This window comes from Sinomonas halotolerans, from assembly GCF_039615075.1.
GTDB classification, from domain to species: Bacteria; Actinomycetota; Actinomycetes; order Actinomycetales; family Micrococcaceae; genus Sinomonas; species Sinomonas halotolerans.
The window spans coordinates 89800-104090 of record NZ_JBDFRB010000005.1 but is presented as its reverse complement, the minus strand read 5'-3'; the positions used below and the strand labels follow the sequence as shown (position 1 = coordinate 104090).

Here is a 14291-nt window from a genome sequence, read left to right as displayed (position 1 = left end):
TCAGCCCACCTTCACGATCGTGTTGACGTAGATGCCCGGGGTAATGACGTTCTCCGGGTCGAGGCCGCCCACGGGCACGATCTCGGCGACCTGCGCGATGGTCCGCTTCGCGGCGGCAGCCATGATGGGCCCGAAGTTCCGCGCGGTCTTGCGGTAGACGAGGTTGCCCCTGCCGTCCGCCTTGAGCGCCTTGATCAGCGCGACGTCGGCGTGGATCGGGGTCTCGAAGACCTGCCACTTGCCGTCCAGGAGGCGCGTCTCCTTGCCCTCGGCCAGCATGGTGCCGTAGCCCGTCGGGGTGAAGAAGCCGCCGATCCCGGCGCCGGCGGCGCGGATGCGCTCGGCGAGGTTGCCCTGCGGGACGAGCTCGAGCTCGATCTGCCCGGCACGGTACTTCTCGTCGAAGTGCCACGAGTCGCTCTGCCGCGGGAACGAGCAGATCATCTTCGCCACGCGGCCCTCCTTGATCAGGAGCGCGAGGCCCTCGTCCGCCTGGCCGGCGTTGTTGTTGACCACGGTGAGGCCCGTGGCGCCGCCCTCGAGCAGCGCGTCGATGAGCTCGAACGGCTGGCCGGCGTTGCCGAACCCGCCGATCATGACGGTCGAGCCGTCCTCGATCCCCGCCACGGCGTCCGCGACGGTGTCCTTGAATTCCAGCATTCCTGGTCCCTGTCCTTACTTCTGCCCGCTGCGAGCGGTGACGTTCTCGAGCACGACGGCGAGGCCCTGGCCCACGCCGATGCAGATGGCCGCGACGCCCCAGCGCTCGCCGCTGGCCTGGAGCGATCGCGCGAGCGTGCCGAGGATGCGCCCGCCGGACGCGCCGAGCGGGTGGCCCATCGCGATCGCGCCGCCGTGGCGGTTGACGATCGCCGGATCGATCTTCCACGCATCGAGGCACGCGAGGGACTGCGCGGCGAAGGCCTCGTTGAGCTCGACGGCGCCGACCTCCGCCCACGTGATGCCCGCCTTCGCGAGGGCGCGGTTCGCGGCCTCGACGGGGGCGAACCCGAAGTACTGCGGCTCGTTGCCCGCCGCGCCGCGGCCGGCGATGCGGGCGATCGGCTCGAGGCCGAGCGTCCCGGCGGCGGCCTCGGAGCCCAGCAGCACGGCGGAGGCGCCGTCGGAGAGGGGGGAGGCGTTGCCGGCGGTCACGGTGCCGCCCGCCGTCGTGCCAGAGCGGTCGCCGTTGTCCTTGCGGAACACGGTCTTGAGGCCGGCGAGCTTCTCGGCGGAGGAGCCGGGGCGGATGCCCTCGTCGCGGGAAAGGTCCGTGCCCGGGACCGGGACCACGAGGTTGTCGTAGAAGCCCTCGTTCCACGCGGCGTCGGCGAGGTTGTGGGAGTTCGCGGCGAACTCGTCCTGGCGGTCGCGGCCGATCGCGTGGCGCTCGCGCAGCTGCTCGGTCGCCTCGCCGAGGGACACCGTCCACTCCTTGGGCATGTCCGGGTTCACGAGGCGCCAGCCGAGTGTGGTCGAGGCGAGGGTCATGTCCCCGGCCGGGTAGGGCTTCTCGGTCTTGGGCAGGACCCACGGCGCGCGGGACATCGACTCGACGCCGCCCACGAGGACGATTTCGGCGTCGCCCACCGCGATCTGGCGGGAGGCGATCATCGCGGCGTCGAGGGACGAGCCGCACAGGCGGTTCACGGTCGTGCCGGGGATCGAGACGGGCAGGCCCGCGAGCAGCGTGGCCATGCGGGCCACGTTGCGGTTCTCCTCGCCGGCGCCGTTGGCGTTGCCGAAGACGACCTCGTCGATCGCGCTGCGCTGGCCGTCGGCGCCCGCGGAGGAGCCGCCGGACTCGAGGGCCTCGGCGGTGAGGCCCGGGGCGCGGTCCACGATCGAGCGGACCACGTGCGCGGCGAGGTCGTCCGGGCGGACCCCGGCGAGGCCGCCGCCGAACTTCCCGAACGGCGTGCGGATGGCGTCATAGACGAATGCTTCGGTCATGGATTGTCCTCGGTGTCTGCATCTGTATCGGTGTCTGCGTCTTCATCGGTATCTGCGTCGATCTGCGCCAGGGTCTCCTGGGCGACCTTGAAGGCGGTGTTGGCGGAGGGCACCCCGCAGTAGATGGCGCTCTGCAGGATCACCTCCTTGATCTCGTCCCGCGTGAGCCCGTTCCGCAGGGCCGCGCGGACGTGCATCGCGAACTCGTCCCAGTGGCCGTGCGCGATCATCGCTGTCAGGACGGCGACCGAGCGCATCTGCCGGGACAGGCCGGGGCGGGTCCAGATGCTGCCCCACGCGATGCGCGTGATCATGTTCTGGAACTCGGCGGTGAACTCGGTCGTGTTCGCGTTGGCGCGGTCCACGTGCTCATCGGAGAGCACCTCGCGCCGCACTGCCATCCCGCCGTCGTACAGCTCGCGCTGGGTCGCATCCGGCTGGACGGCGCCCGCGCGGGGCTCGTCGACCCAGTTCGCGCCGGCCTGCTGGAAGGTGCCTCGCTTCTCCTGGCCAGGCTGCTGGAGGCTCATCGCGCACCCTCCTGAACGTCGGCAGCGCGCGCGGACACCGCCGCGCGGAAGTGGTCGCGCAGGAGGCCCGCCACCGTGGCCGGATCCTCGGCAGGTGCGATGTGGGCAACCCCCGGAAGCTCCACCGCGGTGCCGGACGGGACGGCGTCGGCCATCCAGCGGGCGTCGGCGTAGGGGCTCACGGTGTCGTGCTCGCCGGCGATGGCGAGGAACGGGACGGCGATCCCGCCGAAGCGGCCCCGCACGTCGTAGCGCGCGAGGGCGCGGCACACGGCCGCGTAGCCGAAGCGGTCGGCGTCGCGCAGGGCGTGCAGGAGGCGCGACCCCTCGGCCGGGTGCTCGCCGAGGAAGCCGGGGGCGAACCACGCCTCGGCCGAGGCCTGGATGCGGATCGCGGTGCCCTGGGCGGCAACGGCGTCGGCCCGCTCGTTCCACGCCTCGGCAGCGCCGAACTTCGGCGAGGAGCACAGCATCGCAAGGCTCAGGAGCCGGTCCGGGTGCGAGAGCGCGAGCTCTGCGCCCACGGCCCCGCCCACGGAGTCGCCGGCGTAGTGGAAGCGGACGGGCTGGCCGGTCTGGGAGCCTGTGCCGGAAACGCCAGCTGTACCCGGAACGCCCGCTGTACCCGAAACGCCAGCCGGAGGGATGATCGAGTCCACGAGCGCCACGACGGCCTCCGCGAGCTCGGCGAGCGTGAACGCCCCGGGCGCGGCGGCGTCCTCCGGCGCGACTCCCGGGGAGATCCCGTGCCCGGGGAGGTCCCAGCCGAGGAGGTCGTAGTCCTCGCCGAGGAGCCGGGCGGCCGTCTCCCACATGACGGTGGACGTCCCGAGCGACGGCCCGAGCACCACGAGCTCCTTCTGTCCGAACTGCTCGCGCGGGCTCAGCCGCACGGCCTTGATCACGGGCACGCTCATGCGCGCATCACTTCCCTTGCGTCTTCGGTGGGGTCTGGGGGCGGGTCTCGTAGGCGAGGAGGATGCGGTCCACGATCCCCGCCGCGTCGCCCTGGTAGCCGGCGGGGTCGAGGATCGCGTCGAGGCCGGCGTCGTCCAGCTGGTCCTCGCGCACGACGGCGCGCAGCCCCTCGCGCAGCACGCGCGCCTGGCGCTGGGCTGCTCCGGGCGCGCCGGCATCGGGCACACCGACATCTGCGGCGGCGGTACCCCCGGCGGCGGCAGCGAGAGCCTGGTCCACGGCGGACTGGATCGCGTCGCGGCCGCCTTCGGCGAGGGGTGCGAGCTCGAGCATGATGCGTTCGCTGACCAGGAGCGGGCCCGACAGGGCGAGGTTGGCGCGCATGCGCCCAGGGAAGACCCGCAGGCCTTCGGCGAGCTCGCGCAGCGCGGCCGCGGAGCCGGCGGCGAGCCGGAGCAGCGCGCGCAGGGCGGGCCATTCGGTGTGCCAGGCGCCGCCCGTTCGCTCGTCCTCGGACAGGGCCGAGGCGAGGGCGAGCTGGGAGACGTGCCCCGGGGCCTGGAGCGCCGCGGAGCGGATGAGGGCCGAGAGCGCGGGGTTCTGCTTCTGCGGCATCGCAGACGAGACGCCGCGGCCCTCCGCGATCGGCTCGCCGAGCTCGGCGATCTCGGGGCGGGAGAGCAGCATGACGTCGTTGGCAACGTGGCCAGCGGCCGCCGTGGCGACGGCGAGCGCGTGGCCGAGGTCCGCGACCGGGCCGCGGAAGGACTGCCACGGGGCCACGGCCGGGTCGAGGCCGGACCGGTGGGCCCAGTCCGCCGCGAGGGCAGCCGGCTCCGCGCCGAGCGCCACGAGCGAGGCGTTCGTGGAGGCCGCTCCCCCGCACTGGACCGGGAAGCGGAGGGCGGAGAGCCTGTCCTCGGCGTGGGCGACCCCCTGGAGCCAGTTCGCCGCCTTGAGCCCGAAGCTCGAGGGCAGCGAATGCTGGGCGAGGGTCCGGGCGACCTGGGGGGTCGTGCGGTGCTTGGCGGCGAGGTCCGCGAGCGCGTGGCCCGCGGCCCGGAGGTCCGCGAGGATGCCCACGACGGCGCGGCGGGCCACGAGCATGAGCGCCGAGTCGAGCACATCCTGGCTTGTGAGGCCGCGGTGCACGGAGGCACTGTGGGCACTCCCGTCCCCTTCGGCACCAGCCTCGACTGCCGTCCTGAGTTCCTTCACGAGCGGGATGACCGGGTTCCCGCCGCCTTGGCCGGCGACGGCGAGGCGGGCCGCGAGGGCGACCAGACCGGCGTCGTGCGCACCTGAGGCAACGCGGCCAGCGTCGTGCGCACCCCCGGCGACCAGACCAGCATCGCGCGCACCTGAGGCAACGCGGCCGGCGTCGCGCGCACCCCCGGCGAGGCGCTCGGCGGCGTGCCGCACCGCCCCGCCTGCCCCGGGCCCCGCGAGGTCCGCGTCCTCGAGCGCCTCGGCCCAAGAGGCCTCGAGCTCGAGCATCGCGGCCACGACCGCGGCGTCGCCGGTCGCGTCGGAGAGGGCCGGGGCGGCCCAGACCGGGGAGAGGAGGCCGAGGTCGGCGCGCGTGAGGGGCGAGGGGTCAGGTGCGGCGTTGCTGGTCATGGTCCCGAGCCTGCCCTACGCCTGGCCCTGGTAGTCGAGGAACACGGTCTCGTCCTCGCCCTGCAGCCGGATGTCCCAGTGGAGCGAGCCGTCCGCGAGGCGCTCGGCGATGAGGGTCTTGCGGCGGGCCGGCTCGAGGGAGGCCAGGAGGGGGTCGTTGGCGAGGGCCTCGGTGTCCTCGGGAAGGTACACGCGGGTGAAGAGGCGGTTCAGGAGGCCGCGCGCGAACACGACCACCGAGATGAACGGCGCCTTGCCCGGCTCCGTGGGGCCCGGGTTGACCGTGGTGAAGACGAACGTGCCTGTGTTCCCCACCGGGACGCGGCCCCAGCCGGTGAACGCATAGCCGTCCCGGACCAGGGAGCCGGTGCGCTGCGGGACGTTGCCCTGCGCGTCGGGCTGCCAGATCTCGAGGAGCGCGTCCGGGATCGGGTCGCCGTGGCCGTCCGTGACCGTCCCGTGCAGCTGGACGCTGTTCGGCGAGCCCGGCGGGACGAGCTCGCCGCCCTTCTCGAACGGCAGCGCGTAGCCGTAGAACGGGCCGATCGTCTGGCCGGGGGTGGGGACCAGGGCGCTGGCCTGCTTCTCAGTGCTCATCGGCAGTTCAGTGCTCATCGGCAGTTCAGTGCTCATCGTCGCCCTGCTCTCCGTACGCTTCGTTCTCAGTCCAGGTACGCTCCGGGCCGGAGAGGACGATGTCCCACTCGTAGCCCAGGGCCCATTCGGGCGAGGTGAGGTCGTGGTTGTACTTCGCGACGAGGCGGTCGCGGGCGTCCTGGTCGACGATCGACTGGTAGATCGGGTCAAGCGGGAAGAGCTGGTCGCCGGGGAAGTACATCTGCGTGATGATGCGCTGGGTGAACTCCGTGCCGAAGAGGCTGAAGTGGATGTGCGCGGGGCGCCACGCGTTGAGGTGGTTCTTCCACGGGTACGCGCCGGGCTTGACGGTGAGGAACTCATAGGAGCCGTCCGGGCCCGTGATGCAGCGGCCCACGCCGGTGAAGTTCGGGTCGATCGGGGCCGGGTGCTGGTCCCGCTTGTGGATGTAGCGGCCGGCCGAGTTGGCCTGCCAGATCTCCACGAGCTGGCCCGCGACCGGGCGGCCATCGCCGTCGAGCACCTTGCCGCGCAGCACCATGCGCTCGCCGAGCGGCTCGCCGTTGTGCTGGATGGTGAGGTTGGACTCGAGTGCGTGCACGTCCTGATGGCCGAACGCCGGGCTGTGCAGCTCGATCGTCTCGGGGTCCGCGTGGTGCAGGCTCTTGGTGGGGTGCCGCAGGATCGAGCTGCGGTACGGCGGGTAGTCGATGCGGGGCTGCGTCTCTGCGGACGCGCCCTCTGCGCGTGAGGCCTTGTACGACTCCTCAATGTCCCGGATCTCCGCGCTGACAATCGCCTGATTGTCCGCCGCTGCGTCCGACGACTTGACGGGCTCGCCCATGGGTCCTCCTCCTCTGGCTCTAGCGTCTCTGCTGGTCTGCCCCGCACTCCGACCGGACCTCTGCCAGAGTAGCCGCACGTTCGCATGATGCACAAGTGTTCGCGATGCGAACGAAATGCAGGGTCGCGACAGGCTCACGGGGACTCCGATCAGCGTAGGACGCGCGTCACAGCATCCCCAGAGGACTTCCGTTCAATGGGAAGAATCCGGCTGCCGGGGTGGGAGCGGGGGGCCCGGATCCGCGGGGCCCGCGGACGAGGCGCCGCGTCAGGCCCGCGCGGGCTCGCCGATCCCCTCGGTCACGGCCCAGCTCGCGAGGAGCTTGAGCTGCTCCTCGGCGCGCGAGCCGGGGACGGCCGGGTACACGGTGAGGGTCAGGGCAGGGTCCTCGGACGGCACGAGGGCCTCGAACATGAGCTCGATCTCCCCCACCACCGGGTGCCGGAACACCTTGTTCCCCGAGTAGTGCCGGCGCACGTTGTGGGCAGCCCAGAGGCGGGCGAACTCGTCGCTGCGCGTGCTCAGCTCGCCCACGAGGTCCGCGAGGCCCTTGTCGTACGGATGCCGCCCCGACTCCGTGCGCAGGAGCGCCACGTTGTTGTTGGCCGCCGTGGCCCAGTCCGGGTAGAACTCCCGCGCGCGCGGATCGAGGAACAGGAACCGCGAATGGTTCGCGGGGCGGCCGGAGGGGTCGAGCGGGGGATGCGCGTCGAGCGGCGGGTGAGTCCCGGCGTCGTGCGCCGATGCGTGCGCGCCCACAGCGCTGGAACCCACGGCGTGCGCACCCTCCCGCTGCAGCGAACCAGCCTGGACCGGAGTGTCCGAGGCCGGCGGCGGGGTGTACAGCGGCGAGTAGAGCGCATAGCCGAGGCGGTTCGCGGCGAGGATGTCCATGCGCCCGTTGCGCACGAACGCGGGGGCTGCCGTGATCGCGTCCAGCATGAACTGCACGCTCGGCCGCAGGGCCTGGCGGGACGGGCGCTGGCGGGCGTTGGGCGAGGCGTTCGCGGTGCGGGCGAGGTCGAAGAGGTGGTCCCGTTCGGCGTCGTCCAACCGGAGCGCGCGGGCCAACGACTCGAGGACCGACTCCGACGCGCCTGCCAGGTTCCCCCGCTCGAGGCGCGTGTAGTAGTCCACGCTCACCCCCGCCAGGAGCGCGGCCTCCTCGCGGCGCAGGCCGGGCACGCGGCGGTTGCCGCCGTACACGGACAGGCCGGCCTGCTCGGGCGTGATCCTGGCACGGCGGCTCACGAGGAAGTCTCGCACCTGGGCGCGGTGTTCGGCGTTCGGCATGCATCCACGCTACGCGAGCCACGCGGCGGCGAGGGAGGCACTGGCAGTACTGGTCAGCTCCGGCGCACGACGGCGGCCCCCGGTTTGGGTGCCGGGGGCCGCCGTAGGTGCCGCCCGAGCGGCGCGGCCTGCGCGCCGCTCGAGAAGGCTGGCTATGCGAACGTCGAGGCGTCGATGACGAACCGGTAGCGGACGTCCGAGGAGAGGACGCGCTTCCAGGCCTCGTTGATGTAGGTGGCCTCGACCAGCTCGGTGTCCGGGAGGATGCCGTGCTCAGCGCAGAAGTCGAGCATCTCCTGGGTCTCCCGGATGCCGCCGATGCTCGAGCCGGCGAAGGAGCGGCGGTTCCGGAACAGGGTGAAGACCGTGAGCGGCAGCGGCTCGGCGGGGGCGCCGACGTTGACCATGGTGCCGTTGCGGCGCAGGAGCGAGAGGTACGCGTCGAGGTCGATCGGGGCGGAGACCGTGTTGAGGACCAGGTCGAAGCTGTTCTTGAGCGTCTCGAACGTCTGGGCGTCCTCGGTGGCGTGGTAGTGCTGCGCGCCGAGGGCCAGGCCGTCCTCCTTCTTGGAGAGGGTCCGCGAGAGCACGGTCACCTCGGCGCCCATCGCGACGGCGAGCTTGACGGCCATGTGGCCGAGCCCGCCCATCCCGACCACCGCGACCTTCTTGCCCGGGCCGGCCTCCCAGTGCCGCAGCGGCGAGTACGTGGTGATGCCCGCGCACAGCAGCGGCGCGGCGGCGGCGAAGTCGAGCGCCTCGGGGACGCGGAGCACGAAGTCCTCGTCCACCACGATGTGGGTGGAGTAGCCGCCCTGCGTGATGGTGCCGTCCGCGTCCACGCTGCCGTAGGTGCCGACGTTGCCGTTGAGGCAGTACTGCTCCTCGCCGGCCCGGCAGTTCTCGCACTCACGGCACGAGTTCACGAGGCAGCCGACGCCGACCCGGTCGCCGACCGCGTGCTTGCGCGCCTCGGCGCCGACCTCCGCGACGACGCCCACAATCTCGTGGCCCACGACGAGCGGGTGCTTGACGGGGCCCCAGTCCTCGCGGACCGTGTGGATGTCCGAATGGCAGATCCCCGCGTACCTGATCTCGATCAGGACGTCCTTGGGGCCGAGGTCCCTGCGGGTGATGGTCACCGGCTCCAGCGGCGCGTCCGAAAATGGGGCTGCGTAGGCGTTGACAGTCAGCAACGGGTTCTCCTTGTTTCTGGTGATCGCGTGTCTGGTGATCGCGTGTCAGGTGATCGCGTGTCAGGGTCTCGTGTCTGGTGATTTCCCTCCACGAGCCTAGGCCGAGGGGCAGGGGCGTGAGAGTCCCTGCCAGTACCCCTTTCGGCCGGGCGGTTTTTCGGCCGGACGGTCTCCCGGGAGCCCTGTCCGGGCAGCCCTACCCCTATCCGGGGAGCGGAACGTCCGGGGCGTCGTCCTCGTCGCCGTAGGCCCTCTCCTCGAGGTCCCTGGCCTTCTCGTCGCCCTTGTCGGAGGCGATGCCGGTGTCGTGCTGGAAGCCATCCAGCCGCTCCTGGTCCGGCTGGACCTCCTCGGGCTGGAAGTGCTCGGGCTGGAAGCCTTCGCTGCGCTCTTCGCTCATGACGCCTCTCCTCTGCAGTCGGTTATGGCAGTCGATCGTTCTGGCAGTCGATCGATTCTGGCAGTCGATCGATTCTGGCACTCGGTCTCAGGGGAGGTACCCGACCCAGCGGCGCTCAACCCAGCCCGGCCGCGACTCCAGCGCGTCTGCTACCGCCCGCCGTCGATCTTCCGGCTGCGCTGCTGCACCGCCTGGGCTCCGTACGGGTACACGTCCAGATCGGGCTCGCTGACGCGGGTGAGCTCGGCGGACTGCTCGGGGTCGAGGCGCAGGTCCGCGGCCCGGAGGTTGTCGGCGAGCTGCTCGCGGGTGCGGGCGCCGAGGATCACGGAGGTGACAGCGGGCTGGTCGGCGACCCAGCGCAGCGCGACCTGCGCCTGCGAGACACCGTGCGCGTCCGCTGCGGAGGCGACGGCGTCGATGATCTCCCACGTCTTCTCGCGCGCATTGCGCGGCTCCCACGCCTCCATGCCGCGCTGCGGGTTCTCGCCGAGCCGGGTCGCGCCCGTCGGCGGCGTGTTCCTCTGGTACTTGCCGCTCAGCCAGCCCCCGCCGAGAGGAGACCAGGGAAGGAGGCCGAGGCCGGCGTCGAGCGCCGCGGGCACGATCTCCGACTCGATCCCCCGCATGAGGAGGCTGTACTGCGGCTGGAGCGTCACGGGCGCGGCCCAGCCGCGGGCCTTGGCCTCGTAGGCGGCCTTGGTGATCTGCCAGCCGAGGAAGTTGGAGAAGCCGTAGTAGCCGATCTTCCCGGCGCCCACGGCGTCGTCGAGGAAGCGGAGGGTCTCCTCGATGGGCGTGTGCGGGTCCCACGCGTGCATCTGGTACAGGTCGATGTGGTCCACGCCGAGCCGCCGCAGGGACGCGTCGAGGGCGGTGCGGAGGTGGCGGCGGGAGGTGCCGAGGTCGTTCGGCCCCTCTCCCATGGGGAAGCGGCCCTTGGACGCGATGACCATCTGGTCCCGGTGGTCGGGGTTGGCCGCGAGCCAGCGGCCGATGATCTCCTCCGAGACACCGCGGCTGTAGACGTCCGCGGTGTCGAGGAGGTTTCCGCCCGCGGCCGCGTAGTCGTCGAGGAGGGCGTGGGAGGTCGGCTCGTCGGCCTCCGCCCCGAAGGTCATGGTGCCGAGGGCGAAGGCCGAGACGACTGCGCCGCTGCGGCCGAGGGTGCGGTATTCCATAGTGCTCCTTGTCTCAGGGAGATGCTGTCTGAAGAGGCCTAGTCCTCGTACTCGGCAGTTCCTGCGGGCGGGTAGTCCTCGTCGTCTCCGGGCAGCCCTTCGGCCTGCTCGAGAAGGTCCGCCTCGTTCGCCTCGGCCCCGGCCTCGGAGAGCGGCCCGCCGCCTCCGGGCAGCGCCGAGGTCCGCTGCTCGAGCACGTCCGCCTCCGACGCCTCCAGCGGCGTCCCCGCTACGGGCTCGTCGGGGCCACCGGGCCCGGCCGGGATGCTCTGCTCCACTGCGTCTGCCTCAGGCACTTCGTCCGTCATCTCGAGACTCCTGTCGGATCCGGTGGGGCGGCGGGGGCGCCGGCCCTCCCACAGGCATACCCGAGCGCGGAGATTCTGAACAGGGGCTCTGCGCACCTCGCGCCGCCCGGCTAAGGCCGGGCCGCCGCCTGCGGCGGGACCTTGAGGCTCCCGTACCGCTCCATGCGGTGCCACCTGAGGTGGACGCCCGCGAACGCGGTCACGACGGACTGGATCACCACGAGGTACATGAGCTGGCGGTACACGAACTGCTGCAGCGGGAGGGTCCACAGCGGGCCGAGCCGCTCGCCGTCGAGCCGGAACGCGTACGCGGCCATGAGCACCTGCACGAGCAGGAAGCCCAGCCACACGGCACCGATCCGCACGGGGTCGAGGAAGAACAGCCCGTACACGGCGAAGACGTCCACCACGGGCGAGAACAGCGGCAGGAGCACCTGGAGCACGAGCAGGTAGCCGAGCCCGCGCCGGCCCAGCTTGCCGGCCTGGCCGCCCTGGACCACGGCCCCGCGATGCTTCCACATGGCCTGGAGCGTGCCGTAGCACCAGCGGTAGCGCTGCTTCCACAGCGCCCCGAGGGTCGCGGGCGCCTCGGTCCAGGCGAGTGCGGTCTCCTCGTAGACCACGCGCCAGCCGTCGCGGCACAGCGCCATGGTGAGGTCGGTGTCCTCGGCGAGGGTGTCGCTGCTGACGCCGCCGACGGCGAGGAGGGCGCCGCGGCGGAACGCGCCGATCGCTCCAGGCACCGTGGGCATGCATTCGGCCAGGTCGAAGAGGCGGCGGTCCAGGTTGAAGCCCACCACGTACTCGATGTGCTGCCACGCCCCGAGGATCCCGCCCCGGTTCGCCACCTTCGTGTTGCCGGAGATGGCCCCCACGCGCGGGTCCGCGAAGGGCTGGATGAGGGCGCGGACCGTGTCCGGTTCGAACACGGTGTCCCCGTCCACCATGACGATGATCTCGTGGCTCGCCGCCGCGATCCCCGCGTTGAGCGCGGAGGGCTTGCCGCCGTTCTCCTTCCGGATGAGCACGACGCCGGGCATCCCCAGTGCCTCGACGATGTCGCCGGTGCCGTCGGTCGAGCCGTCGTCGACGACGATGATCTCCACCGGATGCGTCGACGCGGCGATCGAGCGGACCGCGGCCTCGATGCCCGCCGACTCGTTGTACGCGGGCACGACCACGGTCACGGGGTCCAGCACCTCCGGCTGGGTCGGCACCCCGGAGCGCCGCCGGCCCCGCGAGGCCGGGCTGGTCTGGGATGCCGGGATAGCCTGGGAACCCGCGCCGGCCAAAGAACCCGCGCCGGCCAGGGACGCTTGGCCGGCCATTGCCGCCCTGGCCGCGCGGGCCCTGCGGGACTGGCGGCTGTGCCGCGCGGCGAACCCGAGCACGAGGGCTGCGCGGATGAACGTCACGGCGCCGGCGGCGACGAGGGCCCATGAGATGGCTGTGACGAGCCAGTCGCTGAGCCGCACGCCCCACACGAACGCCGTGCCGCTGACCTGCTCCGCAAGGGTGGCCGGGCGCGTCGCGTCGATCCCGAGCGCGTCACCAACAGCGGTGACCCGGTAGCCCTGGGCCTCGTAGCGCTCGAGGAGACCGCCGAGCGCGGCGACGGTCTGCGCCCTGTCTCCCCCGCCGTCGTGCATCAGGACCACCTCGCCAGCCGGGCCGGGCCGGGCGGACGGACCCGCCTGCCCCTGCCCCGCCGCGCCAGCACCCGTACCAGCACCCGCTGCCGCGGGCACTTCGAGGCTGCGCCGGATGGCGTCCACGCCCGGGTTCTGCCAGTCCTTGCTGTCCAGGGTGCTGAGGACCGTGAGGTAGCCGTCGTCGGCGGCTGTGCGGACAGCAGACCACGCGCTGCCGGTCATCTCCTCGGGGACGGAGCTGAAGGGCGGGCGCAGGAGGGCGGCGGTGCGTCCCGTGGTGCCGGCGATGGCCTGCTGGCTGCCGCGCAGCTCGAGCTGCCGCTGCCATTCGGGAACCGAGCCGAGGTCGGCGTGGGTGAGGGTGTGGACGGCGACCTCGTGGCCCTCGTCCACGATCCGGCGCATGAGGTCCGGATGCTCGATCGCCTCGGAGCCGACCACGAAGAACGTTGCGTGGACGCCGTGGCGCGCGAGGACGTCGAGGACGCGCGGGGTCCACTCGGGGTCGGGGCCGTCGTCGAACGTCAGGGCGATCGTGCCCGCGGGCGGGGCCGCGGTGCGCACGTCGCCGCCGCGCGCGTCGACCACGGGACCGCCAGCGCTCACCTCGGCGGGGACGGGCTGGCTCTGGGTCTGCTGGGTCTGGGCGGACGACGCCGGGGAGTCGCCGAGCGCGCCCACCGCACCGAGGTGCGAAAGACGGCCCACGTAGCCCTGGATGGTGAGGGCGACTGCGAGCGCGATGAGGGTGGTCGCGAGGACAACCCAGTGCGCCCGGACCCGCGGCGCGGCCCGGTTGCTGCGGCGCGGGCTCATGGGCGCGTGGGGCGGTCGATCTGGCCGGGTGGGGTGTCCGCCTGGCCGGGGGCGGCCGTGGCGCCGGAGCCTTGGCCCGGCGCCTCTGTGGGGGCCGGCTGGGCGGGCACGGGCTCAGCCGTGGGAGCTGGCGCGGGCGTCGTGGCGGTGGGCGCCGGGGCCTGCGGGGCGGGGGCCACAGCCGCGGCCACTGCGGGAGCGGGAACCACCGGGCCCGTCGGGGTGGGGGCCGGAGACGCGCCGGAGGGGGCAGGCCGGGGCTCCGGGGCCCCGCGCGGGGCTTCCGCGACCGGCCGTGGAAGGTAGGGTGCCGCGACGTTGGGGCCGCCGAACAGGGCCACCATCAGGAGGACGAGGTACCCGGCCACGAGGATCCCCGCGAGGGTCCAGACGTGGCGGACGCGGCGGAGGCGGCGTCCTGAGGAGTCGACAAAGACCGGCCCGTCCCCCATGCCGGCCCGGTCGGAATTCTTCCGGCGCGCAGCGCGCCGCGGAGAGCTCTCTGGATCGGTCATGCGCCGTCCAGTGTAGCGGGGAAGCCCGGAAGAGTCAGATCGGGTGGCGGATCCTGCGGATTCGGGGGGGCAGCGCCGGGTAACGGGAAGCCGAGCGGAGGCCTGCGCTCTCCGCCAGCCATCCAGGCGCGCGACCGCAGGGGTCGGGCCATGAGCCGAAGGAGCGCATCATGATCGAGCGCGGCAGCGACAAGCACGGGCCGCATCTGGACGACCAGATGAAGCACGAATCCGAAGGCGACATCCAGGGCGGACGCCCGGCGCACGCGGAGGAGTGGAAGGACAAGGAGCCGTTCCCGGACGAGACGGACGACATCGAGACCCGGGCCGCCGTCGACCGGGACCTAGGAGCCGAGGGCACCGGGGCGCAGCAGCCCTCGGCTCCGGCGGAAGACCGGGGCCAACGCCAGGACCCGGGCCAGGGCAAGGACCAGTAGGCGCCAAGAATCCCCGCGCAAAGGAGGAGAA

The 14291-nt window shown here is 72.5% G+C and carries 15 protein-coding genes; 1 reads left to right on the top strand and 14 read right to left on the bottom strand.

Annotated features, from left to right (window positions below; translation table 11 throughout):
• From ABCQ75_RS07625 to ABCQ75_RS07560, 14 genes are all read right to left on the bottom strand, one after another.
• Positions 1-660, bottom strand: coding sequence for a 3-oxoacid CoA-transferase subunit A (locus ABCQ75_RS07625; RefSeq protein WP_345884406.1), 660 nt, complete (start codon positions 658-660; stop codon positions 1-3).
• Between the two features lie 15 nt (positions 661-675).
• Positions 676-1953 (bottom strand): thiolase family protein, encoded by a 1278-nt coding sequence (locus tag ABCQ75_RS07620; RefSeq protein ID WP_345884404.1) that lies wholly within the window; start codon positions 1951-1953, stop codon positions 676-678.
• A complete protein-coding gene (pcaC, locus tag ABCQ75_RS07615) occupies positions 1950-2483 on the bottom strand; it encodes a 4-carboxymuconolactone decarboxylase (RefSeq protein WP_345884402.1) in 534 nt (177 codons plus the stop codon). Before pcaC ends, ABCQ75_RS07620 begins: the two co-directional genes overlap by 4 nt.
• On the bottom strand, positions 2480-3400 hold the full coding sequence (locus ABCQ75_RS07610) for an alpha/beta fold hydrolase (RefSeq protein ID WP_345884401.1): 921 nt from the start codon (positions 3398-3400) through the stop codon (positions 2480-2482). Before ABCQ75_RS07610 ends, pcaC begins: the two co-directional genes overlap by 4 nt.
• A gap of 7 nt (positions 3401-3407) precedes the next feature.
• Positions 3408-5021, bottom strand: coding sequence for a lyase family protein (locus tag ABCQ75_RS07605; protein WP_345884399.1), 1614 nt, complete (start codon positions 5019-5021; stop codon positions 3408-3410).
• A 15-nt stretch (positions 5022-5036) separates the two neighbouring features.
• Positions 5037-5618: a protocatechuate 3,4-dioxygenase subunit alpha gene (gene pcaG, locus ABCQ75_RS07600; RefSeq protein WP_427916067.1), complete on the bottom strand. Its 582-nt coding sequence runs from the start codon at positions 5616-5618 to the stop codon at positions 5037-5039.
• Positions 5619-5643: 25 nt separating this feature from the next.
• A complete protein-coding gene (gene pcaH / locus ABCQ75_RS07595) occupies positions 5644-6462 on the bottom strand; it encodes a protocatechuate 3,4-dioxygenase subunit beta (protein ID WP_345884397.1) in 819 nt (272 codons plus the stop codon).
• A 267-nt stretch (positions 6463-6729) separates the two neighbouring features.
• Positions 6730-7755: a helix-turn-helix transcriptional regulator gene (locus ABCQ75_RS07590; RefSeq protein WP_345884396.1), complete on the bottom strand. Its 1026-nt coding sequence runs from the start codon at positions 7753-7755 to the stop codon at positions 6730-6732.
• A gap of 152 nt (positions 7756-7907) precedes the next feature.
• Positions 7908-8951, bottom strand: coding sequence for an NAD(P)-dependent alcohol dehydrogenase (locus ABCQ75_RS07585; protein ID WP_345884395.1), 1044 nt, complete (start codon positions 8949-8951; stop codon positions 7908-7910).
• Between the two features lie 202 nt (positions 8952-9153).
• Positions 9154-9351, bottom strand: a complete 198-nt coding sequence (locus ABCQ75_RS07580) for a hypothetical protein (RefSeq protein ID WP_345884394.1) — start codon at positions 9349-9351, stop codon at positions 9154-9156.
• 149 nt (positions 9352-9500) lie between these two features.
• Entirely contained in the window at positions 9501-10532 is a 1032-nt protein-coding gene (locus tag ABCQ75_RS07575) for an aldo/keto reductase (protein WP_345884393.1), read from the bottom strand.
• A gap of 38 nt (positions 10533-10570) precedes the next feature.
• A complete protein-coding gene (locus tag ABCQ75_RS07570) occupies positions 10571-10840 on the bottom strand; it encodes a hypothetical protein (RefSeq protein WP_345884391.1) in 270 nt (89 codons plus the stop codon).
• Between the two features lie 110 nt (positions 10841-10950).
• Positions 10951-13308, bottom strand: a complete 2358-nt coding sequence (locus ABCQ75_RS07565; RefSeq protein ID WP_345884390.1) for a bifunctional polysaccharide deacetylase/glycosyltransferase family 2 protein — start codon at positions 13306-13308, stop codon at positions 10951-10953.
• The gene (locus tag ABCQ75_RS07560) at positions 13305-13823 is read right to left on the bottom strand and encodes a hypothetical protein (RefSeq protein WP_345884388.1); all 519 of its coding nucleotides are present in this window, start codon (positions 13821-13823) and stop codon (positions 13305-13307) included. Before ABCQ75_RS07560 ends, ABCQ75_RS07565 begins: the two co-directional genes overlap by 4 nt.
• A 170-nt stretch (positions 13824-13993) precedes the next feature.
• On the opposite strand from ABCQ75_RS07560, the gene ABCQ75_RS07555 reads away from it, so the two are divergent.
• Entirely contained in the window at positions 13994-14260 is a 267-nt protein-coding gene (locus tag ABCQ75_RS07555; RefSeq protein ID WP_345884386.1) for a hypothetical protein, read from the top strand.
• Positions 14261-14291 lie beyond the last annotated feature (31 nt).